This is a genomic window from Pedobacter steynii (assembly GCF_900103665.1).
Classification (GTDB): domain Bacteria; phylum Bacteroidota; class Bacteroidia; order Sphingobacteriales; family Sphingobacteriaceae; genus Pedobacter; species Pedobacter steynii.
Map to the genome: position 1 here is coordinate 54,090 of NZ_FNGY01000001.1, position 26,966 is coordinate 81,055.

The 26,966-nt window shown below is 42.9% G+C and carries 23 protein-coding genes and 1 pseudogene; 20 read left to right on the plus strand and 4 right to left on the minus strand.

Annotation, left to right across the window (positions count from 1 at the left end):
- Positions 1–292: 292 nt before the first annotated feature.
- Genes BLQ87_RS00130 through BLQ87_RS00140 form a run of 3 tightly spaced genes read right to left on the minus strand, consistent with a single transcriptional unit; the run spans position 293 to position 2,715 of the window.
- Positions 293–1,036, minus strand: a complete 744-nt coding sequence (locus BLQ87_RS00130) for a LytR/AlgR family response regulator transcription factor (protein WP_074603895.1) — start codon at positions 1,034–1,036, stop codon at positions 293–295.
- Entirely contained in the window at positions 1,023–2,099 is a 1,077-nt protein-coding gene (locus BLQ87_RS00135) for a sensor histidine kinase (protein ID WP_074603896.1), read from the minus strand. The genes BLQ87_RS00130 and BLQ87_RS00135 overlap by 14 nt, the downstream gene beginning before the upstream one ends.
- Positions 2,100–2,124: 25 nt before the next feature.
- On the minus strand, positions 2,125–2,715 hold the full coding sequence (locus BLQ87_RS00140) for a porin family protein (protein WP_074603897.1): 591 nt from the start codon (positions 2,713–2,715) through the stop codon (positions 2,125–2,127).
- Positions 2,716–2,937: 222 nt separating this feature from the next.
- Between BLQ87_RS00140 and BLQ87_RS00150 the strand changes: the two genes are divergently transcribed.
- The 8 genes from BLQ87_RS00150 (at position 2,938) to BLQ87_RS00185 (ending at position 14,409) form a co-directional block, all read left to right on the plus strand.
- Positions 2,938–3,525, plus strand: a complete 588-nt coding sequence (locus tag BLQ87_RS00150; protein WP_074603899.1) for an RNA polymerase sigma factor — start codon at positions 2,938–2,940, stop codon at positions 3,523–3,525.
- Positions 3,526–3,642: 117 nt separating this feature from the next.
- Positions 3,643–4,701, plus strand: a complete 1,059-nt coding sequence (locus BLQ87_RS00155; RefSeq protein ID WP_074603900.1) for a FecR family protein — start codon at positions 3,643–3,645, stop codon at positions 4,699–4,701.
- A gap of 42 nt (positions 4,702–4,743) precedes the next feature.
- Entirely contained in the window at positions 4,744–8,154 is a 3,411-nt protein-coding gene (locus BLQ87_RS00160) for a SusC/RagA family TonB-linked outer membrane protein (protein WP_074603901.1), read from the plus strand.
- 31 nt (positions 8,155–8,185) lie between these two features.
- A complete protein-coding gene (locus tag BLQ87_RS00165; protein ID WP_172664774.1) occupies positions 8,186–9,598 on the plus strand; it encodes a RagB/SusD family nutrient uptake outer membrane protein in 1,413 nt (470 codons plus the stop codon).
- Between the two features lie 38 nt (positions 9,599–9,636).
- Positions 9,637–10,407, plus strand: a complete 771-nt coding sequence (locus BLQ87_RS00170) for a DUF4843 domain-containing protein (RefSeq protein WP_074603903.1) — start codon at positions 9,637–9,639, stop codon at positions 10,405–10,407.
- A gap of 20 nt (positions 10,408–10,427) precedes the next feature.
- Positions 10,428–11,921 (plus strand): PKD-like family lipoprotein, encoded by a 1,494-nt coding sequence (locus tag BLQ87_RS00175; RefSeq protein WP_074603904.1) that lies wholly within the window; start codon positions 10,428–10,430, stop codon positions 11,919–11,921.
- A 230-nt stretch (positions 11,922–12,151) separates the two neighbouring features.
- Positions 12,152–13,417 carry a thioredoxin family protein gene (locus tag BLQ87_RS00180; protein WP_172664775.1) on the plus strand — a complete coding sequence of 422 codons (1,266 nt, stop codon included), beginning with the start codon at positions 12,152–12,154 and terminating at the stop codon, positions 13,415–13,417.
- A gap of 2 nt (positions 13,418–13,419) precedes the next feature.
- A complete protein-coding gene (locus BLQ87_RS00185; protein ID WP_074603906.1) occupies positions 13,420–14,409 on the plus strand; it encodes an aspartyl protease family protein in 990 nt (329 codons plus the stop codon).
- Between the two features lie 18 nt (positions 14,410–14,427).
- On the opposite strand, the gene BLQ87_RS00190 is transcribed toward BLQ87_RS00185, so the two are convergent.
- A complete protein-coding gene (locus tag BLQ87_RS00190; RefSeq protein ID WP_074603907.1) occupies positions 14,428–14,676 on the minus strand; it encodes a hypothetical protein in 249 nt (82 codons plus the stop codon).
- 408 nt (positions 14,677–15,084) lie between these two features.
- Here BLQ87_RS00190 and BLQ87_RS00200 point away from each other — a divergent pair, with 408 nt between their 5' ends.
- The 12 genes and pseudogenes from BLQ87_RS00200 (at position 15,085) to BLQ87_RS00255 (ending at position 26,940) form a co-directional block, all read left to right on the plus strand.
- Positions 15,085–17,313: a heavy metal translocating P-type ATPase gene (locus BLQ87_RS00200; RefSeq protein ID WP_074603909.1), complete on the plus strand. Its 2,229-nt coding sequence runs from the start codon at positions 15,085–15,087 to the stop codon at positions 17,311–17,313.
- Between the two features lie 29 nt (positions 17,314–17,342).
- A complete protein-coding gene (locus tag BLQ87_RS00205) occupies positions 17,343–17,555 on the plus strand; it encodes a heavy-metal-associated domain-containing protein (RefSeq protein WP_074603910.1) in 213 nt (70 codons plus the stop codon).
- 37 nt (positions 17,556–17,592) lie between these two features.
- Positions 17,593–18,099 carry an HYC_CC_PP family protein gene (locus BLQ87_RS00210; protein ID WP_074603911.1) on the plus strand — a complete coding sequence of 169 codons (507 nt, stop codon included), beginning with the start codon at positions 17,593–17,595 and terminating at the stop codon, positions 18,097–18,099.
- Between the two features lie 145 nt (positions 18,100–18,244).
- On the plus strand, positions 18,245–18,748 hold the full coding sequence (locus BLQ87_RS00215; protein ID WP_245723761.1) for a helix-turn-helix domain-containing protein: 504 nt from the start codon (positions 18,245–18,247) through the stop codon (positions 18,746–18,748).
- A gap of 59 nt (positions 18,749–18,807) precedes the next feature.
- Positions 18,808–19,038 (plus strand): annotated as a pseudogene (locus tag BLQ87_RS00220) (zinc-binding dehydrogenase); the annotation flags it as partial.
- Between the two features lie 74 nt (positions 19,039–19,112).
- Positions 19,113–19,520 carry an HYC_CC_PP family protein gene (locus BLQ87_RS00225; protein ID WP_074603913.1) on the plus strand — a complete coding sequence of 136 codons (408 nt, stop codon included), beginning with the start codon at positions 19,113–19,115 and terminating at the stop codon, positions 19,518–19,520.
- Between the two features lie 97 nt (positions 19,521–19,617).
- Positions 19,618–19,986 (plus strand): heavy-metal-associated domain-containing protein, encoded by a 369-nt coding sequence (locus BLQ87_RS00230; protein WP_074603914.1) that lies wholly within the window; start codon positions 19,618–19,620, stop codon positions 19,984–19,986.
- Between the two features lie 34 nt (positions 19,987–20,020).
- Positions 20,021–21,319, plus strand: a complete 1,299-nt coding sequence (locus BLQ87_RS34130; protein WP_074603915.1) for an efflux RND transporter permease subunit — start codon at positions 20,021–20,023, stop codon at positions 21,317–21,319.
- Positions 21,316–23,253 carry an efflux RND transporter permease subunit gene (locus BLQ87_RS34135; RefSeq protein ID WP_074603916.1) on the plus strand — a complete coding sequence of 646 codons (1,938 nt, stop codon included), beginning with the start codon at positions 21,316–21,318 and terminating at the stop codon, positions 23,251–23,253. The genes BLQ87_RS34130 and BLQ87_RS34135 overlap by 4 nt, the downstream gene beginning before the upstream one ends.
- Entirely contained in the window at positions 23,237–24,490 is a 1,254-nt protein-coding gene (locus BLQ87_RS00245) for a TolC family protein (RefSeq protein ID WP_245723763.1), read from the plus strand. Before BLQ87_RS34135 ends, BLQ87_RS00245 begins: the two co-directional genes overlap by 17 nt.
- Positions 24,468–25,709 carry an efflux RND transporter periplasmic adaptor subunit gene (locus BLQ87_RS00250; protein WP_074603918.1) on the plus strand — a complete coding sequence of 414 codons (1,242 nt, stop codon included), beginning with the start codon at positions 24,468–24,470 and terminating at the stop codon, positions 25,707–25,709. The genes BLQ87_RS00245 and BLQ87_RS00250 overlap by 23 nt, the downstream gene beginning before the upstream one ends.
- A 4-nt stretch (positions 25,710–25,713) precedes the next feature.
- A complete protein-coding gene (locus tag BLQ87_RS00255) occupies positions 25,714–26,940 on the plus strand; it encodes an efflux RND transporter periplasmic adaptor subunit (protein WP_074603919.1) in 1,227 nt (408 codons plus the stop codon).
- The last annotated feature ends 26 nt before the right edge of the window (positions 26,941–26,966 follow it).

Below are 26,966 nucleotides of genomic sequence, written 5' to 3' on the forward strand. Positions count from 1 at the left end.
CTTTATTAGAAATAGTGTATTTTATTTTTAGGTCGTCTGGCTAAACTAAATTTCTACTGATAAGACAACTTACCTACAATTCCATTCAGGCTGGTAGACGAATCGGTTTGCGTTTCGGGAGTGATTGTTCCCTATTAGGGGTTGCCAACCCCTCAGCAACATCAATGTCTATACAAAAAACAGACAAATGTCCTACCCTGAGTTTACATAAAATAAGTATCGCCATTATCCTAGGTAAAAACAAAAGAGAGATGCCTCTTCAGACACCCCTCTTTACTATTTGCACAGTTCTTTAACGGCTAATGAGTTTGCTGTAAACCACTTCTTTCAATAATTCTTCTCTACGGTGCCTGGAGATAGGCAATTCGTGATCATCAATAAATATCCGCCCACCAGATACGACATCGATATGGGCGATATTGACCAGGTAAGATTTATGAATTCTGAAAAAGTGATCAGCAGGTAATATCTCTTCCAATGAAACCAGGGTCTGATGAATGATCAGTTCCTGATCTTTGAACTTTAGTTTCGCATAGTTCTGCATTCCTTCTACATATAGAATGTCGGCCCATAGAATTTTCTTAAAGCTATCTTTCTGACGAACAAACAGAAAAGGGTCCACAGTGGGTGTTTGTTTGATCAGACGGTTCATAGAATGTAATTGTCTTGCTTTGGTTGCAGCCTGATGGAAGCGCTGAAAGGTGATGGGTTTTAGGAGATAGTCGACAATGTGCAGGCGATATCCTTCCAATGCATATTCCGAATAAGCGGTAGTAAGAATGGTAAGGGGAGGGTTTTCCATGGATTCCAGAAACTCCAGGCCAGTCAGATAAGGCATATTAATGTCCAGAAATAAGAGGTCGACCGGATTGCTGTGAATGAAATCTGATGCTTCCATCGCCGTTGCGCTGGACCCTGCTACCTGAAGAAAATCTACCTGATCAATAAAATCAATAATTCCTGTTCTTGCTATGGGTTCATCATCAATGACCAGGCATTGCAGTGGTAGTTCTGTATTGTTTTTAGTTACCTGCATAGTTTGCTTTCTTTTCTAAATTAATGTTTAATACCACGCTAAAAAGGGTGCTGGTATTTTGAATGTCCAGCTCATGATGGTCCGGGTATAAGATTTTTAAACGCTGACGTACGTTTTCCAGACCAAGACCACTATTGCTGCTGTTCTTTCGGGATGGCTGCACAGAGTTTGAATTTTCAATCTTTAATGTAAGGTGCTCCCCATCCTGGTTCAGTTGCAAATGAACGTAGCCCTTTGAAGCGGGTAAACGGGACACATGTTTAAAGGCATTTTCTACAAATGGAACCAGCAAAAGAGGGACAATATCCCTCTTTCCATTTGCTATATTCCAATCGCATTTGACTTCCAGTTCCTCTCCCCATCGGATCTTTTCTACAGAAACCAGGTCCTTCAGGTATTTTACATCCTTTTCCAGACTCACGGTTTCCATATTGCATTCATAGATCTGATACCGGAGAATATCCGAAAACCGGACCAGCAACACCGAGGCCAGATCCACATCTTTCTTCATTAGAATATGAATATGGTTCAGGACATTGAACATGAGGTGCGGATTGATCTGGTCTTGTAAAATCCGTACATGTGCTTCCGCGTGTGCCTGTTTTAACAAATTATGCTGCAACTCAATCTGGTTGTGGCGCTGGTAGAATTTGAAACCACAAACTGATCCTAAAATCAATAGGGCAGCGGGTGAACTTGTGAAAAACAAAAACCAAAACGAGTTTTGTGATTTTATTAGAGACAGATCGCTGGGTGTGTAATTCGCACCGTATTTTAGAAATGTCATGTAATTCACTGTAGCAATGACAAAAGTGAGCAAAACAATGGCACTGAAACTCTGCATCGCAAATAAGGGCGTTTTTCCTTTTGTAAAAGCATTGGGAAGAATCTTATTGCTGAAAACATAAGAAATCAACATGGCGCATCCAATGATCAGCAGACATGGGAAAATGACATAAGCTGTAGGATAATCCCTGCTGATTTGTGCGATCAACGTGAAAGTAAGCAGTATCCAGAATCCGGTTATAAAAAGAAAATGTTTGTCAATTGCGGTTTTCTTCATTAATGACGAAATAAAAATTCAAATTTTAGAAAATCATAAATCCTACACTTGCCTGAAAGGAAGTAGGACGGGACTTAAATTGTTTACTAACGCTGGATAGTCCACCTTCATATCTCAAGTCAAAAGTAAGCTTTCCTACATCAATTCCTGCACCCACCTGGTAGCCGATATTTGATTTGTCGAATTTGCTGAAAGAATTATCTACCTGTTTGAATAGCGAAGCTTTGTCGCTGATGGTATAAGAATAAACACCACCACCAAAAATCCTTACGTTTAGTAAATTCGCGTTGAGTAGTTTGTAGCCGACCAATACCGGTACGTCGACACTTGACCAGTTTACTTTTTTATCGCCGCCAAAAAGATTGGATTCATATTTACTGGATTTTTTGGTGAATAAAAGCTCTCCCTGAACATAAACTTTAGAGATGTCTATTCTGGTGAAAGCACCTGCCGAAAACCCTGTTGCATATTTGGAAGAAATACCGGAAGAAGAAATAGACAGTTTACTGAAATTGGCACCTCCTTTAAGACCAATGTGGAAGGGGCTTTTTTGTGCGTTTGCAGAAATTGCCATCATTGTAAATGCGATCAGAGGTAAAAGAAATTGTTTTTTCATTTTTTTAATGTTGCTGATGGTTCCAGGGAACCATCATTTGTTTAAATAATTTTTATTTGTTGCCGCAAAGGGACAGATAATCGGATAGGAAGGGAAAAGTATTTGACGAAGGGCATGGTGCCGTTGACAGCTGGTAAAATGATGGTGACGGTGAAGAAATATATTTCCTGATCAAGGATTAGAATGGTAGATTGCGATTTTATTTTAAGGAGGATCACATTCATGTCTGAGCTAGATGGCAGCATACCAGGGTTGGCAATGCCTGATGATATATATAGCTTATATCAGCAGCATTACAGCTATCTCGTTTTTGTGGGGCTTAAAAGTGGTATGGACCTGGCTGGTGTTAAAGATCAAATCAATCAGACTTTCCTGTCCTTTTTAGAGAAAAAGACGGATTTTACAAAAATCTCTAACGTGAAATCCTATATCCTGACTTCTTTCAGGAGAAAGCTGATCGATACCCATCGCTTAGAAAAGAGGTATAAAATGGAGCCTTTGGATGACTTTACCGATGCCTGGTCAGAACCTTCCACAGAAGAGACCATGCTCAATAGCCAGACGCTGGAAGAACTCAAAGATAAACTCTCCAGGATTTTTGAAAATCTGCCCAGACGTTGCCAGACTGTAATTTTCCTGAAATATTATGAAGGGCTGAGTAATGAAGAAATAGCCGAACGGACTTCTTTAACCATCCGCAGTGTTTATAATAATCTTTTTGAAGGCATCAAACGCATGCGTGAAGCGCTAAACAAAGAGAATTTTAACCCTAAAGATCTGAATATCTTCCTGACCTTGATGTTTGTTTAAAACGAATGAATTGTTTTTCTTTCTCATTTACAGTGTATTGTGTTTTTTATTTAGAAAAGTTGAAATTTTCATGGTAAAAAAAAGACCTTATTCCGTCTAGTATGAAAAGAGACAGGGATGTATACACTTGAAGAAATCATATTAGACCAGACGTTTGTCAATTATTGCCATAAAAGTAATGAGGAAGATATACTTCGCTGGCAGAATTACGCGAAAGCGTCAGCGGAAAACGAAGCACAGGTAGCCGAAGCCGCTAAGCTGGTGATTGCCCTGAATCTGATGCTGAAAAGCAGGGAAGAGAAAATCGCAGTACAGGAATTTAAAGACCTGGTTAGGGCTCAGTATGAAGACTTGAAAATAGAGGAGACTTCAGCTTCGGTAAAAATAAGAAAATCACCTTCCCTTAACCGGATCTGGTATGCAGCTGCGGCCTCGGTTTTATTGGTGATGGGGGTGGTGCTATTTGATCAGTATCAGAAGAAAGAAAAGGCGGAACTTGCAGTTCAACAGGAACAACAGCGATATCGCATTTATAAATCTCCCCTTGGAGAACGTTTAACAGTAACTTTGGCTGACCATTCCAAGGTGATTCTCAACTCAAATAGTGTACTTAAAGTTCCTCATCTTTACAATAAAGACAGCCGTAAACTGGTACTATTAGGTGCTGCTTATTTTGAAGTCAGCCCTAATGCTTCCCTTCCTTTTGTCATTGAATCTTCTGATATGAAAGCAACCGTATTGGGAACTTCATTTTTTATGCGTGCTTATCCTCATGAATCGGGACAACAAGTGGAACTGTTAACCGGTAAGCTAAAAGTTCAGAAATCCTATTCTTCTGAAACAGACAACAACCCCGAAATTATCGGTCCCGGAGAGATGGTGATGCTCAACAGATCCGTAGACCTGATGGAGAAGGAAACCTTCGATGTCCCATCGCGTGAATCCTGGATTAAAGGGCAGCTTAAATTTAACAATACCAGCTTTAGTTCCGTAGTCAGCGCCTTGGAGGACTGGTATGGCGTTCCTTTTGAAATTCGCGGTAAACAGCAGTCTGCCGGCAAATTCTCCGGAACCTATGAAAATGAACCATTGGAACGTGTCCTGAATATCTTCTGCTTCGCCACTGATTGCAGTTTCAAAATAGAAAAGGATAAAGTCATCATCGATTTCAATTAATCCACATTATAAACCAAACACACAACCACCACTAACCAAATTATGAATAAAATCCTACTGGACCTGCTGCGGCATGGGTTAAAAACCTGCTGCAGGATAGGTGTGACCTTTATTGCCGTATTTTTCATCTTAGCGCACAGTGCAGGGGCACAGGAAAAGAAATCCCTGTCCTTTAAAAAAAACACGATTGAAAATGCTTTTAAGCAAATAGAAAGGGTCTATAAAGTAAAGTTCTATTACAATGCCGTACAGCTTGACACAAAGGAACTGATCAGTTTTGAAAAGAAAGACCGTACGATTCAGGATGTCCTTGTGGAACTGGAGCAGAAAGTCTTCCTGAAATTTAAGCAGGATGGAACCATGATTGCGGTAAAGGCTAAAGTTGCCGTCATAGAAAAGGAAACCGGAGCCGTAAGCCTGAACCAGATTTCAGGAACGGTAATCGATCATTTGAAAAAGCCTTTGCCAGGCGTATCTGTCCGTGTAAAAGGAGATCCGGGGCGGTCGGCGATGTCTGATACAGAAGGCAAATACCGGATCAGGGCGGCAGAGAAAGAGATCCTCATTTTATCTTATATCGGTTTTATGCGGACCGAAGTACTGGTCGGTAAAAATACCACGATCAGCACTTTCTTGAAGGAAGAGATTTCCGAGCTGAACCAGGTCGTAGTGACGGGGATTTCGGAACGCAAAAAAGATACTTATACCGGAAGCTCGACCACCTTTACCGGGCAGGAACTGATGAAACTGAGTTCGGGAAATATCCTGCAGGGACTGGGTTTATTAGATCCTTCCTTCCGGATTATAGACAACAATCTGCTGGGTTCAGATCCGAATTCTATGCCGAATATCGAGATCCGTGGAGGAAATAACCTTTCCGAAAGCTATGCCAGTGGTGATCTTCGCGCTGCTTTTTATGGCAACCCAAATCTGCCTTTATTCATTCTGGATGGTTTTGAAACCTCTCTGGAAAGAATCATTGACCTGGATATGAACAGGATCGAATCTTTGACTTTATTGAAAGACGGTTCTGCTTCTGCTATTTATGGTACTCGTTCTGCAAATGGGGTAGTTGTCATTGTGACCAAATCTCCTGCCTCAGGTAAACTCAGGGCCACTTATGCACTAAGTTCCAATATGGTGATTCCGGATTTAAGAGATTATAACATGCTCGATGCGGCACGCTTGCTGGAGTTTGAAGAAAGAGTTGGCTTGTATAGCCGTACTTCGCCTGCCGAGCATATCGCACAACAAAAGTTGTACAACGACCGGCTTTCTTTACTGAAAAGCGGTGCAGATACTTACTGGTTATCACAGCCCTTAAAAACCGCACTTGAACAACGCCATTCCCTCACCTTAGATGGTGGCGAGCAGTCCTTTAAATACAGCGTCGGTTTTTCTGCGGCACTTAATCCTGGAATTATGAAAGGTTCTTCCCGCAATAATTATCAGGGAAATATGTTGTTCAACTATAATACCGGTGATTTTTTGTTCAGGAATGACCTTCAGGTAGCCAATACCAAAGGGACGGCCACGCCATATGGCAGCTTTCAGTCTTTTGTAGATGCAAAACCTTATTTTCCGATTCCGGGAGTCGGAGGGGCAGACTCGCCGGTACTTTATGAGCAGACCTTAACAGATGGACAGCGGGGAAGTTATATTGTCAACCCTTTGTACGATGGGACGATTAATACCCAGAATGTAAGCAAATACACGGAGATCGTCAATAACCTTTCTGCGGAATGGAAGATGAATGATGAGTTCCGTTTAAGGGCTACCCTGGGGCTATCTAAACGGTATTCAGATACGAAGGATTTCAAACCCGCTAATCATTCCAGCTTCTTAAATGTTTCCCCTTTGGAGGCTGCGTATGCATTGCGTGGAAGTCTTGATGTTTCCAATACGAATTCTTTTGGATATGAGGGCGCTCTTTTTGCGACTTTTAGTAAGCTGATCGCTGATAAACACAGTTTTTACCTGCAGTCAGGTTTCAATATTAAGGAGTCCGTTTCCAGCGTGACCAGGGTACAGGCACAGGGATTTCCGAATCCAAAAATGGACGAACTTGCTTTTGCCAAGCAATACAGGGAGAATTCCCGTCCGGGAGGTTTGGACAATACCAGCCGTTTGGCAGGGCTCCTTGCTACCTTTAACTACGCTTATGACAGCCGTTATTTTGTAGACCTTTCCTTTAAACTCGATGGTTCCTCGCAGTTTGGATCAAATGAAAAATATGCACCGGTCTGGTCGGCAGGATTGGGCTGGAACCTTCACCGGGAGTCTTTCATTCAAAATTTGAATTTCTTCAGTTCATTGAGGCTAACCGGAGCAATTGCAGAAACGGCGAGTCAGAATTTTGCGCCTTATCAGGCGATGACGAAATACCAGTACAACACCGATAATATTTACGACCGTGATTTCGGGGCATTAATTCAGGGTCTTGGAAATTCAGACCTGAAATGGCAAACCACGCGTCAGCAGAAAGTGGCCCTGGACATGGGCTTATTTGGTTCTCTTTTGACCATCAATGCAGAATACTATTTGAAAAAGACGTCTAACCTCTTACAAAGCATTACACTCGCACCTTCCACTGGGTTTTCAAGTTTTACGGATAACATCGGAGAGCTGAGTAACAATGGTTTTGACATCAGGTTAAACCTGAGGTTGCTTCCCGGAGGAGTTAACAAAGTCAGACTTGGAATGTGGGGGAATATCGGTGCAAATAAAAACAAAATATCCAAGATCTCAGATGCCATGAAACAGCGGAATAAGGTGATCCTGGATGCCATGCAATATACATTTGACAGCGATGCAAAATCGACTTTGCCACCGAATATTTTTACTGAAGGAAGTTCAAGATCTGCCATTTATGCCTTGCCTTCGCTTGGTATTGATCCGGCTACAGGGAATGAAATTTTCCGGTATCGGGATGGCAGTATCGGCAGTGACTGGAGAGCTGCGGACCAGATCGCCATTGCGGATGAGCGGCCGGTTGTTTCAGGAGGTTTTGGAACCAATTTTAGCTATAGAGGATGGGATGCCGTCATTGCCGCAAGTTATTCGGTGGGCGGATACCTGTACAATTCTACCTTACTCTCTAAGGTGGAAGACATTGACATCAGTCTGAACAATGTGGATGAAAGAGCGTATGAATCCAAATGGGCAAGGCCGGGTGATGAAGCGAAATACAGTGCTTTTGCCTTAAACAGAGGCGGAAACAGGGTTGGATCTACTTCCCGTTTTGTTCAGAAAAACAATTACATGACGATCTCAGCGATCACCCTGGGGTATACCTTAAACAACACTGCGCTGATGAAACGTCTGCACATGCAGACCCTTCGTTTCAGCCTGAGCATGAATGATGTAGCTCGTTTCTCTACCATCAGGATTGAACGTGGTACGCAATACCCTTTTGCACAAAGGATCTCATTCGGGGCAAATGTTACTTTCTAATGGTCTTATCAATCAAAAAATATTTAGCAAAATGAAATTATTAAAAAACAGATGCCTGCCTGTATTCCTGCTGGCAGTACTGGCCCTCAGCTCCTGTAAGAAATGGCTGGACGTAGAGCCGAAAACAGATCTGAAACAAACGGAACTTTTTTCCACAGAGCAGGGGTTCAATGAAGCCATGGTTGGCGCTTATGTATCCATGACTAAAGAGGCGACCTATGGCAGGGAGCTTACTTTTGGGATGCTGAGCGTGATGGCCTCTGATTATTCTGTAGGAAGTTCTTCTGATCTGGCGGCAAGGCTGCTGAAACCGGTAGAAAACCTGGATTATGAAACAGAGCAATTCCGGTCAATGATCGATAGGGTATGGTTACAGCAGTTTAACACCATTGCCCAGGTCAATGCCATTCTGGAAAATATAGACGCAAAAAAAGCAATCTTCTCCGGGAATAAATACGGACTGATCAAAGGAGAGGCGCTTGCACTGAGGGCATACCTGCATTTTGACCTGTTGCGCATGTTTGCACCTGCTTATATCGCAAAAGACGATCAAAAATACATGCCATATGTGACCGCCTATGGACGTACCATTACGCCATTATCGACGGTAGAAGAAATTCTGAACAAAGCACTGGCCGATCTCGATCAGGCAGAAAACCTGATGACCGGAGACGTCATCAACCAAAGGGGAGTGGCGGATCGTAAAGTGAGGATGAATTTATATGCTGCAAAAGGGCTTAAAGCAAGGATTTATCTTTACATGGGGAATAAATTACTTGCATTTGCGAAAGCGAAGGAAGTGATCGACGCAAAGCAGATCTTTCTGATGCTGCCCGGAACTGTGGTTAATCTTGACCGTAGTTTTCATCCGGAACATTTGTTTTCCTTATATAGCGAACCTTTTGAAGCAAGAGCCTTTTCCGTATTGGAGCCTAAAACCAATCTGACCGTCAGTGCCCCGTATTATTTTACGCAGGAAGCCAAACTCAAAGGGAACATTTTTGGAGACCAGGTTACCGACATCCGGTTTAAGTCGCCGATGATGCAGCCTATTAAGGGTTTCCTGATTTCACATAAATTCCTGTATCAGGATCTTGCAGACGAAGGGACGACGCTGAGTTTACAAAGGAATTATATCCCATTGATGCGCTTAACGGAAATGTATTATATCGCTGCTGAATCAGCAGCAGACCCGGCAACAGCCTTAACTTACCTCAATACCGTAGTGGCCAACAGAGGACTTTTACCCATTCTGGACAATGCCGACCTGCAGACAGAGATCAGAAAGGAATACCGTAAAGAATTTTTTATGGAAGGCCAGCTTTTCTACTATTATAAAAGGATCAACGCAAATCATATAGAAGACAGTCCTGTTGCACAGATGTCTGTCAAAAGCTATGTGCTTCCTTTGCCGGAAAATGAAAAAATCTACGGCGCAAGATAAGCGCTTCTCTGATCACCATGAACTAAAAATAAACGACAATGAAACAACCGATATATATCACCGCAATAACTTTACTCCTGCTGTCTGCCTGCAAGAAGGAAGAGGTGAAACTTTATGATGGGGGAGACCGGGTCCAGTTTTCCAGGTTAAATATCCCCAATCCGCCACCCTATATTGACAGTCTGGATTTCTCTTTTGCATCAAAAGGAAATCTGGAAAGCGATACCCTTTTTCTTCCTGTTGATGTAACGGGAAGAGCAGTAAACAGAGACCGTGAATTTAAAGTTGCTGCCATTGCGGAAGAATCTTCTGCAGTACAAGGTATTGATTTTGATTTTGGAAAGGGGATCATTAAAGCAGGAGAATTTAAGGGTGTTTTTAAGCTGATCCTTCGCAAGACCAAAGACCTGGAAACCATCAGGAAGAAAGTTTCCTTTAAAATTATTGCCTCTGAAGATTTCCAGCCAGGCCTGAGCAAACAGTTGAAATGCAAAGTCGCGTTTTTCAATTTCATGGTAAAACCGATAGACTGGGACACAAAGATGCTGCGCTACTTTGGTACATATTCTAAAGCCAAACATCGCTTTATACTGTATCAACTCGGTTTTCCTGAAATCAATTTTGCCGCAACCACTGCACTGGAAGATCCTACCCGATATATTTTTTCAGGGGTAAAATTCGCTTATTTTCAATTGAAACTCAGGTCAGTCCTGGACGATTTGAATTCAAGGATATTGAAGCCTGCTGCTGATGATCCATTTACTTATCCATTGAAGGATGAGAACGGTTTAAATGTCATATTCCCTTAACCTGTTAACTGATAAAAAAAATGAAACGATTTCATTCTTCACTTATATTGCTTTCCCTTATCGGAACCCTGTTTTCCTCTTGTTATAAGGATAAAGGAAACTATGACCTCAGGCCTGTGGATGTACTCAACATCGAACCGGTTACTTACAATCAGGATAACTATTCCCTTTCTCAGTTAGATAGCCTGAAGATCAATCCCCGGATGACATTTACAGGGGATAGCACTCAACTGGAATATAGCTGGAAGCTGATCCCCCAAAGAGCAAGGACAGGAGATACCACGATAAAAAAGATCTCTTCGGAGAAAAATCTGATGTATGTTGTCCAGGTGCCAATCGGGCTTTATACCGTTCTTCTGGAAGTAAAAGATGTAAAATCAAGTGTCATCAGGAGCAGTAGCTATGGCCTTAATGTCAAAGCAAAAGCCTCACAGGGCTTTCTGGTCCTGAATGAGAAGGCTGGTGGTATTCAGGATATTGATGTGATTCTGAACAATACCAAACCGGAGATTTTTTGGGGTGCTTTTTCTGCCAACAATACCATCAGTCTGCGGGAAGCTACGGGAATGACCATGATCCAGTCGGCAGCCAATGCCAGCGGATTGTTATATGTGTTCAGAAAAACCGGTGGTTATACCCTGTTGCCAAGCTTTGGTTTTCTTCAGGACATCCGGGCCTGGTTTTTTGATGCCCAGAGTGCTTATGCACCATCTGTGATTTATCAGGATTTTTTTGGGACAAACAATTACCTGATCAATAATGGGAGTGTACATTCCACGACCTCGATCAGTGCGCCACTGATGTTTAGTTACCGGGCTTCCGGTGATTATAAGGCCACAAAGTCGCTGATCATGAGTACTTATGTTTTTGTATATGATGACCTCAATCACCGTTTCTTAAAGTACAACAAGTCTGCCGGGAAAATGCAGTCTATTATTAAGAATCCTGCAGATGCCTTTGATGTAGAGAATATCGGAAATAAATCCTGCCTGCTTTTTGACCATAACATGGCTTCTACAACAAGCCCCGGGGCGGCGAATTTCGGTTCTTTAAAGCCTTTAGCTTATTGCAAAGACAATCAAACAGGGAAGGTATTTCTCTATAAATTTGGATTTTATAAGTCCCTGGCCACTTATTGTGAAAGTGTGAAGGAAGTGACAGCTCCGGGATTTTCTACCGCAACAGCCTATGTCAATGCATCAAATAACCCATTGACCTATTATGCTTCTGAAAACAAGATCTACGCTTACGATTTTACCAATGATGCGGCCAGGGTGGTCTATACTTTCGATCAAACGAACGTATCCATTGATCAGTTAATGACAAACGGAACTCAGCTTTTTGCCGTGGTCAACAACAAATCGGGAAACTCAGGTGCGGTATTCTTCTTTACCATAAACCCTACAGGCTCGTTTGCCGGAGGTACTTATTTCTCTAAGTATGAAAATTTTGGAAAAATTACTGAGGTAAAGTATAAATACAATACACTTAATCCGGCAATACCCTGGAAATAATAAGAGTTGTCCGATTTATGAATTTCATCATCCAGCCATTTGGGGTTTTATGTGTTTTGGTGTCACGTAAATACAGCCGTTACTACTAGGCTGTGCCTGGCAGGAATTTCTTCAGGGATGATGAATACATTTTGATGCCAGCTTTCTTTAAAACTACCCTGGGGGAGCTCCCCCTCCTTCGGGGTTGGTTTTTAAAATATGCTAAACACACACAAAAAAATTATAAGCTCATGAAACGAATACTTGTAGTGATCCTTAGTATGGTCACAGGTCTTACTTATGCCCAAGGCATTAACTTCGAAAATGTGCCTGGTTGGAAAGAGGTTCTGGCTAAGGCAAAAAAAGAAAAGAAAGCCATTTTTGTGGATAGTTATACTACCTGGTGTGGGCCTTGTAAACAAATGGACAAAGATGTTTTTCCGGTTAAAGAGGTCGGCGATTTCTTCAATGTCAATTTCATCAGCTTTAAGTTACAGATGGATAAAACCGCAACAGACGATGCGGTAAAAAAAGGTCAGTATGCAGATGCGGCGATGTTTGAAAAGACCTATCAGATCAATTCTTATCCATGTTATCTGTTTTTTGATGAGCATGGTAAGCTGATTCATAAAGCTGGCGGAGGGGGGCTGAAACCTGCCGGTTTTATCGCCATAGGGAAAGACGCACTGAACCCGGCTCAACAAATGTTGTCGTTTAAAAACAGGTACAGTAAGGGGGATCGGTCTGCTGAATTTATACAGGCCTATGTCCGGAAACTGGCTGCTGCCGGAGATCCTCAGCTTGCCGTTGTTGCGGATGATTTTCTTGGCCTTCAAAAAGATAAGTTTTCCTTAGAAAGTATTCAAATGATGATGTTTATGACGACTGGGAGCAGCAGTAAATATTTCATGACACTCCTGAAAAATAAGGAAAAGCTGGCAGCTGCTATCGGGAAGGAAAAAGCAGCGGGTTACCTAAAGAAAGTTGTGGATGCGGAGATCATGTCCAGAGCACTTAAGGTCGAGGTAGGAAAAGACAACCAGAAAAGCTATCGCATCGATGAGGCTGGCTTGTCTGGTTATTTTAGACAGTTTTATGCGCCCGACACCGCAGATTTTCTGACGGCTTTTCATGCTGCATCCATTCTTAAAATGCTGGATGAGAATCAGGCCTATTTAAAAGCTAAAGAAGTTTTGGCAAACTATGGCTCAAAACCAGACATGCAGCAATCTGCGCAATTGGCTTTGTTGATTGCCAGGAAAGGCACAAATCAGGAAGACAATAAACTGGCGTTGTCTGTGTTGTCCAGCCATTCCCATACTTCAGATTACCTGCTGAACCAGACCTTAAGTAAATTATATGCCTATAATGAGGATCGGGCAAAAGCATTGGAATATGCGGCTACCGCATTAGGGATTATGCGAAAAAATAAGCCAAACTACCCAGATATCAGTCCCGAAGAGTTTTTGAAGAGAACTTTATCGTCTAATGTTACCCCTAAAATTGTGATCAACTAAATATGTATTTATCAAAAAATGTAAAGACGCGTAATGTTCTTTTTCTAGGTCTGATGCTGGGATCATCGTTGGAATTGTTCGCTGTTCACGACCGTCTCCATTCTTTTAAATCCGAAATGGAGAAAGCACCGAAGGAGCTGAGGAGCAAGTCGCAGGTATTGCCGGATCAGATTAAATCCGGGTTTAAATTTGTAGGCGGTTTAATGTTCGTGGAAGTAGTCATTAATGGAGAAAAAGGGCTTTTACTCGTAGATACGGGAAGTAATGGCTTTATCCTGCTCAACTCCGAATATTTTAAATCGGTATCCAGTGGCCAGCAAATGAAGGGGATGGGTGGTGCAGTTAGCATGGACAAAGTGAAACTGGAAAAACTGGAATGGGAAAACCTGAAACTGGAAAACCAAAGCTTTCCTGCTTTTAACATGAGTCAGCTTAAAACGGGAACGGCAGAGAAGGTTCTGGGATTGATTGGCAGTTCCTTTTTTAAAGAATATCATTTGATGATGAACTTTGCCGGCAGGGAACTACAATTGAATAAGAAACCGGTTAAATCTCCGTTGATTAAAGACATTCCCCCCATCATTCATCTGCCCTTTGAATTGACGAATGGTTTTCCGGTAGTAAAAGCAAACATTGGAGATAAAACTTATCAGTTTGTAATGGATACCGGTTCCACAGATAATGTGGTGGATCATGGTCTGGAAAATGAGATTGCGGCGATCTGGAAGGAAACAGGAGCGGTAAACATGACCGAGGGGAGTGGTAATGGCGGAAAAGTTCGCAGAGGTAAGCTTAAAAGCTTTATGATCGGTGGCTTAAATATGGAACAAATTGGAATGGGTTTAAATGTAATGCCTGATTTTGATAAAAAAATGAACATTTCAGGAATCTTAGGGTTTCAATTTTTGAAGTACTTTTTTGTAGAGATCAATTACCCGGACAAAACCATGAATTTTTACGATATGGCTAAAGTAATGCAACAGCAAAAGTAGCGCGCCGGGGCTTCCTTGTTAAAGTGCTGCCTTTTCGGGGACAGGTATGACGATGTTCTTCACCAGAGAATAGTCTTTTTCTTCATAAGTCCATTCCAGGGTCATCTTCCATTTTCCTTTTTCTATTCCATCCAATGGAATCTCCAAAATGCCATCAGGATCGCTCCTGAGGTATTTTATGATTGCAGGATCCTTTATTTTATCTCTGTTCACAAAGAAAGCTTTCACTGCAACCTGATGCTCAAAACACATATTAATCTTTGTCATAGTACGGATAATTAGAACTGGCAGAATTTCAATGAGAAAGCTTGATAAATAAACCATTGAACGATTGAAATTGTTTGGTGATTTGATTAATTATCAGCCTGTTATCGGTAGATATGTAACGTTGTTTTTACCGGATTCGCTTTGAATGCCACTAATATTGGTCGGATATGTCTTCAGAATGAGTCCACGGTGAGTCCAGGGTGAGTCCACGTTTTTACGTATAAACGTGGACTCACTGCGGATTTAGCTTGTAGTTCATATGGATTGAGTTTGAGCAATGACCGAAGGACAACCGGACTCGCCATTTTATTCGTTTCACTGATATTATATAAATCTTTCCCGAAATCATGTAAAACTGTTGGAAGCTCCATGAGGTACCTTTGTCTTAGAATAAAAACAAGATACGTCATGAAAGAAAATATAGAGACCCTCACCTTGCCCGTTTTAGGAATGACCTGTGCTTCCTGTGCGACGAGTGTCCAATCGATGATTGGTGCTCAGGAAGGGGTGGATCATGCGGAAGTGAATTATGCCACTCAATCTGTAAAAATAACTTTTCACCCTGATCAGGTACAACCTGCAACCTTTCAGAAAGTGGTACAGTCTATCGGCTACGACCTGATTCTGGAAAGCGAGGGAGCCAAAGAGAAACAGGAAGAACTGCAAAAGAACAATTATGAATCTTTGAAAAAGAGAATGATTGCTTCTTCTATTCTTGCACTACCTGTAGTCATTATTGGAATGTTCTTTATGGATATGCCTAATGGCAATTATTATATGCTGGCATTGACCACGCCAATCCTTTTTATTTTTGGACGAAACTTCTTCATCAATGCCTGGAAACAAGCGCAGCATGGAAAGGCCAATATGGATACATTGGTGGCCCTGAGTACAGGGATAGCCTATATTTTTAGTGTATTCAATACTTTTTATCCTGAGTTCTGGCATTCCAGAGGACTACATCCTCATGTATATTTTGAAGCTGCAGCAGTGGTGATTGTCTTTATCATGCTCGGAAAACTACTCGAAGAAAAAGCAAAATCGAATACTTCTTCAGCTATTAAAAAACTCATTGGCTTACAGCCGAAAACAGTACTTCTGGTTACGGAAGATGGAGAAAAGGAAATTCCGGTGTCTGATGTGCATATTGGAGATCAGCTGATGGTCCGTTCAGGAGAAAAGATTCCTGTCGATGGCGTCGTCTACTCGGGCAATTCATTTGTGGATGAAAGTATGATTACCGGAGAGCCTGTAGCCGTCTCCAAAACGGAGGGTGATAAAGTCTTTGCAGGAACGATCAATCAAAAAGGAACTTTCCGCTTTAAAGCAGAAAAGGTAGGTGGAGAAACCATGCTTGCACAGATTATAAAACTGGTTCAGGATGCACAGGGTTCAAAAGCGCCTGTACAGAAGCTGGTCGATAAGATTGCAGGGATCTTTGTTCCTATAGTGATGCTGATTGCCGTTTTGACTTTAGGTGCATGGTTGGTTTTTGGAGGAGAACATGCTTTTACTCATGGGCTTTTGGCAATGGTGACTGTACTTGTGATTGCCTGTCCTTGTGCGTTAGGACTGGCAACACCTACAGCCATTATGGTCGGAATAGGAAAGGGTGCCGAAAGCGGAATTCTGATTAAAGATGCAGAAGCACTGGAATTAGGCTACAAAGTAAATGCAGTGATCCTGGATAAAACAGGGACCATCACGGCAGGAAAGCCAGAAGTTACTATGCTGGAATGGGCGACAAACCTGCCTAAAGAAAAAGCACAATTGTCGGAAATCCTGATGGCCCTGGAGTATGCTTCCGAGCATCCGCTTGCCGAAGCCATTGTAAGCTACTTAAAAGAATCGGGTATAAAGCCCGCGTTGATCACTGACTTTGAAAGCTTAACAGGTAAAGGAGTAGAAGGCGTATTCAATGGCGATAAATACTGGGCAGGAAGCCACAAAATTTTAAAAGAACAACGGATTACTGTTGCTAAAGAAATAGAAAGTAAAGTATTGGCTTTGCAGGAACAGGCACAAACGGTGATTTACCTGGCCAATGCGACGCAGGTACTGGCGATTGTAGCGATCGCGGATCAGATCAAAGCAGGTTCAGCTAAAGCGGTTGCCATCTTAAAAGATCAGGGCATAACAGTGTATATGCTTACCGGCGATAATCAGCAGACCGCGTCTTCAGTAGCCAGACAGGCAGGAATTGAGCATTTCAAAGCGGAAGTTCTACCTTCCGATAAAGCAGATTTTGTAAAGGAATTACAAGCGCAGGGGAAAGTTGTAGCCATGGTAGGTGACGGGATCAATGACAGTCAGGCTTTAGCCCAGGCAGACGTTTCAATTGCCATGGGAAAAGGTTCTGATATTGCCATCGATGTGGCGAAGATTACCCTGGTTTCTTCAGATCTGCAACAGGTTCCTAAAGCATTAAGGCTTTCTAAACTTACGGTGCGTACGATTCGCCAGAACCTGTTCTGGGCATTTATCTATAACCTGATCGGAATTCCTATTGCAGCGGGTTTACTTTATCCTTTCAACGGATTCTTGTTAAACCCCATGATCGCAGGAGCGGCAATGGCCCTGAGTTCTGTATCTGTAGTTGGAAACAGCCTGAGGTTAAAACTCTCAAAATTAAGTTAATCAATATCAATCATAATTAAATAATTCAAATGGAAACGTTAAAATTCAAAACCACGATCAAATGTGAAGGTTGTATCGCAACCGTGACGCCACACTTAAATAATCTTTCGGAAATCTCTAAATGGGAAGTAGATACCACGAGTCCCGACAAAATCCTTACGGTAGAAGGGAATGAATCTCTGGACGCTCAGGTGATTAAAGATACTTTAAACAAAGCTGGATATGCAGCTGAGAAAATATAAATGATTGACAATTAGCTGCATAATGATGTAAATTTAAATGGAGAAACCTGAACTTCAGGTTTCTCCTGATTTATTTAGCATCTTTGCCGGGAACACAATAGCCTTTGTTATTCCTAAAATGAAAAGAATTGGAGCCTTAAGTTTTGCCGCATTTTACCTGATGTTAACCACAGGTCTGTTTGTGTGTATGCTTCATTGTTCCGGTCAATCCTTATTCGTTCAAAAAAGGACACACCATGCTACGGCTGAAAACACTGCAGGACATCATGACAAATCAGGTAAGCATGGCAAATCCTGTGCGCCCGATAAAGATTGCAAATGTTGTGATGAACATGGGGAGTATGTGATCAAAGAGAACATTAAGAGAACGGCATCAGTACAATTAACTGCGCCCAGTATTTTGCTCAGCCCTATTCAGGATTCCTTTCCAGGCTTAGTCCTTTCAGAAAAGCTGATCAACGCTAAAAAATGGCAGCTGGATACCGGACCGCCACCTGATGTAAAAACACCACTTTATATTTCAAACAGGGTATTGCTGATTTGATTCAAATCCGATTTTCCGGGAGCCGAGGCCATTTGCGCGCTGCTGCCATCATCTGAATTGAATTTTTAATCAAGCTTGAATACTCATGTTATTACACGTAAAAAATATGGTTTGCGGCCGTTGTATAGTTGCGGTGCGCGAACAAATGGAAAAACTAAATTTCCTGGTCTCTGATATTACCCTGGGAACAGTACAAATCTATCCCGATCCGGAAGGATTACAATTAGAAAATATTGGGACCTCACTGAAAATGCTGGGCTTTGAATTGATCGATAAAGAAAAAGATCAGCTCGTAGAGCGGGTAAAAAATGTGATCATCGAGCTCGTTCATCATTCTGACCTGGCCAATCTCGATCAAAGTATGGTAAGTCTGATTTCTTCCGGTGTAAACAAGGATTATACTTATTTGAGCAGGTTGTTTTCCGATTCAGAATCGCTAACTATAGAGAAGTTTATCATCCATCAGAAAATTGAAAAGGTAAAGGAACTGATCGAATATGGAGAAATGAACCTCAATGAGATTTCCGTGAAAATGGGTTATAGCAGCAGTTCACATCTTTCTGCTCAATTCAAATCTATTACCGGACTTTCCCCGAGTAAATTTAAATCTGCAGGAAGCCCGGGACGGACGGCTATCGACAAAATTTAAAATGACACTTTGAGAAAAGAGATGATTACCTTCAGGCTGGGGATGATCCTGCTTTTTTCGACCCGAGAATGCTGATGGATGGTTCTAAAACTCTTACCGGCGGAGACCTATGGAGCTATCTGACTTCCAGAACAGAACGTATCAAAAGAGCGGGGCAGTTGTTTGAGTGGATCAGGACCAAACAAATTGTTTTGCCCGAGCCCAGTACCTTTAAACTTTCTGAAGGCAAAGATGCCCATGATTTTTTAGAGAGCAGAAAGAGCACGGGGAAAATCATACTAATTCCCTGAGCTCAGAATTTTATAAAATAATCCCATAATTATATAAAAATATAAACCTGCAATTTTTAAACTTTGTATCTTAAATGAAAAGAACTCTGTTAACCATACTTGCTGTCTTCTATCTGGGTATTTCCAGTGGGGCGACGCTGCACTTCCATTACTGTATGGGGGAGTTGGTGAGCTGGGGTTTGGATCAGCAAAATAAAGATACCTGTGGTCTTTGCGGAATGCCTAAAAAAACCGCTAAGCCAAAGGCGAAGTCATGCTGTGAGGATGAAAAACAACAACCAAAAGTTGATAAATCTCAAAAGGCGAATGTGCCTGTTTACGAGTTTAATGCTGCTTCATCGGCGATAATCCTGCCTTCTTCTTTATTTGTAAATTATAAACCGGAGATCCCTGTAAAAATTACAAGGGAAGCATTGAGCAATGCACCTCCTGACGGCAATAAAATTCCCGTCTTCCTGAAAAACTGTACCTACAGAATATAATACCCTTTTCTTTCGTTTCCAGACGCGTTCGCGTCCTGGTTATGGCTTTGCTGTAACCCATTTTTTATTAAACCCATTTTCTTAAATAAACTTGATTATGAAATCATTGAGATTCCTATCGACGGTCGTATTGACCTTCCTGAGCATTGCTGTATTTGCGCAATCTAAAACAGACAGTATTAAAGTGCGTGGCAACTGTACCATGTGTAAAAGAACAATTGAAACCGCAATAAAGGTTCCTGGTGTAAGCGCTGCAAGCTGGAGCCCGGAGACAAAAATACTGAAGGTAAGTTACGATACTGCTAAAATCACCAACGAAAAAATACAGAAAAAGGTAGCCGCGGCAGGTTACGATACCCCAAAGTTTAAAGCTACTGATGAAGCCTATAACAAGCTTCATGGATGTTGCCAGTATGAGCGTGAAGGAGAAGAAAGGCTTCCGGTTAAAGGTCAGAAAAAACACTAGTTCAAATCAATATCACCATCATTAACACAAAGAAATGGTACATAAAATTATAGAATGGTCAATGCGCAACCGGTTTGTTGTGCTGGTGCTTTCTTTAGGGCTTTTTGTCTGGGGCATTTATGCCGTTAAGAAAAACCCCATAGATGCGATTCCTGACCTGTCAGAAAACCAGGTGATTGTATTTACAGAATGGATGGGCCGCTCACCGCAACTGATCGAAGATCAGGTCACCTATCCGCTGGTCACCAATTTGCAGGGGATTCCTAAGATCAAGTATGTTCGTGGTTCTTCCATGTTCGGAATGAGTTTTATCTATGTCATCTTTGAAGACGATGTGGATGTCTATTGGGCGAGAGAAAGGGTGCTGGAGAGAATCAGTACGATATCGAAGACCCTGCCTGATGGGGTTGCCCCACAACTGGGGCCGGATGGAACAGGGGTAGGCCATGTGTTATGGTACACCCTGGATGCTCCCGATATGGACCTAGGGGAACAACGGGCTATCCAGGACTGGTATGTGAAGTTTGCTTTGCAAACCGTTCCCGGAGTGAGTGAAATCGCTTCTTTTGGAGGGTTTCAAAAACAATATCAGATCTCTATAGATCCAAATAAACTGCTTTATTATAAGCTATCTGCCCCGGAGGTGATTGCAGCGGTACGAAGCAATAACAATGAATCCGGAGGGAGAAAGTTTGAAATGAGTGATATGGGCTATATCATTAAGACTTCCGGATACCTCAAATCAATTAAAGAAATCTCAGACATTCCGGTGAAAAATCAGAACGGAACGCCGATCCGGATTTCAGATCTTGCTACAGTACAGATGACCGGCGAAACAAGGCTGGGGATCTTTGACCAGAATGGTGAAGGAGAACGTGCAGGTGGGATTGTCGTGATGCGTTATGGTGAGAATGCTGCTGAGGTAATTGAGAAGGTGAAGGCCAAAATGAAAGAGGTGTCGAAAGGATTGCCCAAGGGTGTTAAATTCGATATTGTCTATGACCGTGGGGAGTTGATCAGTGAAGCCGTAGATTCCATCACCCATACACTGATTGAAGAAATGATCGTCGTTTCGATCATTGTCATCATTTTCCTTTTCCACTGGAGAAGCGCTTTGAGCATCATCATTCAGATCCCAATCACCATTGCAGCGAGTTTCATCCTGCTGAATGCTTTTAATATTTCCTCTAATATCATGTCGCTGACCGGAATTGCCCTGGCCATTGGTGTCATCGTCGACAATGGGATTATCATGAGTGAAAACGCGTACAAACATCTTGCAGAGCGCTATGCGATCTGGGAACAGGGTCAACAAAAAACAACAGAGTCATGATCAAGTGGATAAAAAATAGATTCCGTAAATCTCCGGATTGGATTACGGAAGAAGATCGCCTTGCGGTGATTACCAAATCCAGTAAACAGGTGTCCAGGGGCGTGTTCTTTGCCACGGTCATCATTATTACCTCTTTCCTTCCGGTATTTATGCTGACGGGGCAGGAGGGGAAATTATTCCATCCCCTGGCGTTTACCAAGACTTTCATTATGATCGTCGATGCCTTACTCGTGATTACCCTTGCACCGGTACTGATCTCTTTTTTCATGAAGGGTAAATTCAGACCGGACAATGCGAATCCTGTAAACAGGGTACTGGAAAAGTTCTATGAGCCAGTCATCAGGGTGGTTTTAAATTGGAGAAAAACGACTTTGGCAGTAAATATCATTGCCTTGTTGATCACCATTCCCTTATTGAAAAATCTGGGAACAGAATTTATTCCTCCCCTGGACGAACAAAGCATTCTTTTTATGCCGGTCACTTTACCTGATGTTTCCAATGCAGAAGCTAAAAGGATCCTGCAGGTTCAGGATAAGATCATTAAATCTGTTCCGGAAGTGGACAAGGTTTTGGGTAAGGCGGGGAGGGCGAGTACGGCAACTGATAACTCCCCGATCAGTATGATCGAAACGATCATTACCCTGAAACCTAAAAAAGAATGGAGGGAAGGAATCACTAAAAAAGACATCATCAATGAACTGGATGCCAAATTACAGATTCCCGGAGTGGTGAATGGCTGGACACAGCCGATCATTAACAGGATCAATATGCTGGCTACCGGAATCCGTACAGATGTAGGGATTAAGGTTTTCGGACAAAATCTGGATACGATTGCTTCTGTTTCTGAGCGTGTAAAGGCCGCATTGGAAGGTACTGCAGGAGTAAGTGATCTTTTTGTAGAACCGATTACCGGTGGTAAATACCTTTCTATCGATGTTAAACGTGACGAACTGGCCCGTTATGGACTGAATGTAGATGATGTCAATCAAATCGTGGAAACAGCATTGGGTGGAGCAACGATCGGCAATACCATTGAAGGGCGGCAGCGCTTCTCGATCAGCGTGCGTCTGGCCCAGGAATACAGAAATAGCGTAGAAAGAATCAAGCGTATTCCCGTACAATCCAAGGGATTTGGCGAGGTTCCGCTTTCAGCAGTTGCTGATGTCAAATTTGAAGATGGCCCGCCAATGATCAGTTCTGATAACGCCATCCTCCGTGGAGCAGTCATGTTTAACGTGCGGGACAGAGATTTGGGAAGCACGGTTCAGGAGGCAATGGAGAAGCTGAATAAAGAAAAAGGAATGCTTCCTGAAGGCTATTTTCTGGAATGGAGCGGACAGTATGAAAACCTGATCAGAGGGAAGCAAACCCTGATGTGGATTGCTCCGGTAGTCCTGGTGATCATTTTCTTCTCTTTATATTTTGCTTTTCATTCCATCAGGGAAGCTTTCCTGAGTCTGATCACTGTTCCTTTTGCCTTAATCGGCGGAGCGTATATGATCTGGTTTTGGGATGTGAACCTTTCCGTTGGAGTAGCCGTAGGCTTTATCGCCCTGTTTGGGATCGCCGTCGAGACGGGAATTGTGATGGTCATCTACCTCAATGATGCCATGCAGCAGCTGATCAAATTAAAAGGGAATTCCAGCGAAACGATTACTAAAGAAGATTTGAGAGAATATGTGATTTTCGGTGCAGCAAGAAGGCTAAGGCCAAAGCTGATGACCGTTTGTGTGTCGCTCTTTGGATTGGTGCCGGTATTGTGGGCCACAGGAGTGGGGGTAGATGTGATGCAACCCATCGTATTGCCGATGATCGGAGGAGTGTTGACTTCTTCTACACACATCCTGTTGGTGACCCCACTGATCTTTCTGATGTCTAAAGAATATGAATTGAGAAAATATGGAAAATTGGAGGTGCATGATGTACAACATTAAAAGAATCGTATGGCTGATTTGCCTGTTTCCCTTTTATTCGGTGGCACAGCAAAAACCAGTCCTTTCACTGGATACCATCCTGAACAGGATCGACCAGAATAATTTACTTTTACAGTCTTACGGACTGAAAGCAGAAAGCTATAAACACCTGGGTAAAGCGGCCACCGCATGGATGGCGCCAATGGTTGGGGTAGGGACATTTATGACGCCCTATCCCGGGCAGGTGCTGATGGACGACCGGGACAAAGGCTCGGTCATGGTTCAATTTGAGCAGGACATTCCCAATCCGGTGAAGCTGAATGCCAACCGCAAGTTCATCGAGTCTAAAGGCAATATAGAAAATGCCACCAGGGGAGTAACGCTGAACGAATATAAAGCACAAGCCAAACGCCTGTACTTTACCTGGCTCATTGCTCTTCAAAAGATCTCCATTTTGCAGAAAAATGAGAAGATTATGCAGACGATGAAAAAGATCGAGGAGATCAGGTATCCTTATAACCAGTCGAAACTGGGAAGTGTGTACAAAGCTTCAGCAAAGATTGAGGAAAACAGGAACATGATCCGGATGCAGGAAGGTGATATGGCCAAATCCCGCGCCTGGTTAAACAGTTTGATGAACAATCCGGGGAATATGGACTTTGTCATAGACTCCACTTATCAGCCTCAGTATGTGCCAGCCGTGATGATTGATACGGGCAGTCTGGCGATGGTAAGAAAGGACATCAAGAAAATGGATTACAGCATTTATTCGATGAAGCTGAACATTGAAGTGATGAAGAAACAAAGTCGCCCGGACTTTAAACTCCGCTTTGACCATATGTCACCATTGACTAAAATGATGCCTAAGGCTTTTAGCATTATGGGGATGGTTAGCATTCCAATCGCGCCATGGTCTTCAAAGATGTATAAATCTGAAGCCAAAGGTATGGCCTATGAGGTGCTGGCGATGGAAAAGGAAAAATCAGCCATGCTTCAGGAAACTCAGGGCATGCTTTACGGGATGCAGTTTGAAATCCAGTCCATGCAAAAGCGGATCGAAGCGATGGAAGACAAGATCATTCCTACGCTTCAGAAAACAATGGATGTAAGTTTCCTCAGCTACCGGGAGAACAAGATGGAGCTGCCGGAGGTGATCGGTACCTGGGAAGCATTGACCATGATGCAGAGCAGCGTATTGGAGGAGAAACTTAAACTTTATTTAATGATCGTAGATTATGAGAAAGAATTATATCGTTAGGCGCGGAGCTTCGGTTTTCCGGAGTTTTATGATATTGGGGACAGCAGGTATACTATTGATCAGCGCCTGCAAAGAGGAAAAAAGGGCGCATCATGATCCGGGGGCTTTGAAAATCGACAGCAACCTTTCTCATTTGCTGAAACCTTCCAATGAACAGGTGGTATCAGTTTTGCCGGTAATTAAGGCGGAATATGGCGCTAAAATCTTTACCGAAGAAGTCCAGGGAGTCATGAGTTATGACGCAAGGAACCAGCATAACATCTCCAGTAAAGTGAGTGGAAGGATAGAGCGTTTATGGGTCAAATACAATTATCAGCCCGTTAAAAAAGGACAGCTGATCATGGAGATTTATTCCCCTGACCTGGCCGCGGCACAACAGGAACTGCTGTTTATTCATCGTAGCGGGAATGATCCGATGATGCTTGCACAGGGAAAACAGCGCCTGATCCTTTTAGGGATGACCCCCTCAGGGATCAGCAGTTTATTAAAAACAGGGAAGCCAAGTTATAGGATTCCGGTATACAGCAATACCTCAGGGTATATCCTGGAGAAAACAGCAGCGCCCTCAGCCAGTTCCCCCCCGGCTTCATCGGTTGCTGCGTCTTCAGGAGGTGATGGGATGAGCAACATGAGTGGATCAGCTTCTTCGGGCGCATCCAGCCCTGCAGTGGCAGTACCTATGGCTTCTCCTGTTTTATTGAGGGAAGGACAATATGTAAGTGCAGGGGCTTCATTATTCACCATTTACAGCTCAGATCGCCTGGTGGCGGAGTTTTCCCTGAAAGCAGCCTTTGCAGCACACATTAAAAAGGGCAAGAAGTTCATCTTTTACAAAACTGCGGATAAGTCGGAAAGTCAGGCTGCAGAGATTGGCCTCATTCAGCCCACTTTCAAAAATGGAGAAAATTTTACCATTGCACGGGCTTACCTGGGAAATCCGACAATTAAGCCGGGGCAACTGCTGACGGCCAGGATTCCGGTATTACTGGCGGCTTCCTGGTGGCTGCCGGAGCCAGCGGTACTGTCGGTGGGAAATAAACGTGTGGTCTTTAAGAAAGAGGGCAATGTGTTCCTTCCGAAAGTAGTCGATGCCGGCATCACCATTGGGGGGATGGTCCAGATCAAGGAAGACATCAGTACCTGGAACATCAGTAAAAATGCCGCTTATCTGGTAGACAGTGAAAGCTTTATTAAAATGACAGAAAAGATTCAGCATTAAGGATATGGAACGGAAACTATTTATACAAAAATTTGCCCTGCTTACCCTGGTTCCATCGGTGTTTATTGCCGCCTGCAGCAGTGAAGAAAAGAAAACCGGAGGAGCAAAAGCAGCAAAGAAACAGACTTTTACCTGCCCGATGCACCCGCAGGTGGTTAAGAACGAAATGTCGACTTGTCCGATTTGTGGGATGGATTTGGTGCCTTTCGAAAAGAACAGCAATGAAAAAGCATTGACCGTGGATGAGAAACGTCAGGCCTTGGCGAATATCACTACTATGGTGATTGGCGTAAATAACCTATCGGGCGCAAAACAACTCAATGGCCGTTTAACGGTAGACCCGGAGCAGAGCAGTTATATCTCCAGCCGGATTGCAGGCCGCATCGAACAGCTATACATCCGGGAAACCGGAGTAGCCGTTAAAAAAGGACAGCCTTTATATCAGTTGTACTCCGAACAACTGGCTACTTTACAACAGGAATACCTGATGGCGGTTGCTCAGGAAAAACAATTTCCCGGAGAAAAGATAGAAAAACAGATCGTGGAATCTGCAAAGCAAAAGTTGTTGTTGTACGGGCAGTCTGCCGCACAGGTACAGCAATTGCAACATACACAGAAAAAAAATCCATACATCACCTTCTTTGCTCCTGAAGGTGGCGTGGTAGCGGAACTTTCCGTGAATCAGGGACAGTATGTGACGGAAGGAGGTCCGATTCTTCGACTGGAGGGTTATGGGAATTTATGGGTGGAAGCCGATGTATATCCCAACGAAGCAAACGGAATCAAGGAAGGGCAGCGGGTAAAGGTGGTGATCCCGGGCTGGGAGGATCAGCCTCAGGAGATGACCATCAGTTTCATTACCCCTGCCTTACAATCCGGTACACAGCTGACCCAGATCCGCGGGAGCATTCCAAATCCAAACCTTCAATGGCAACCCGGGGCTCAGGCCAACGTATTTCTACCTTCCGGCAGCAAAAGCGAGGTCCTGACTTTACCGGTAGACGCCGTGATCAGAGACGGAAAAGGAATGCATGTCTGGATTAAAAAAGGCAAAGACAGCTTTGAACCAAAACTGGTCAGTACCGGTCAGGAGAATTACAACCAGGTGGAAATTACTGCCGGCTTGCAGAATGGGGAGCAGGTGGTGGTAACAGGCGCTTACCTGTTGTATAGTGAATACATCTTAAAGAAAGGTAAAAACCCTGTTGAAGGCCTTAAAATGAGTACATAAATTATAAACCATTAAACAAAATTGGA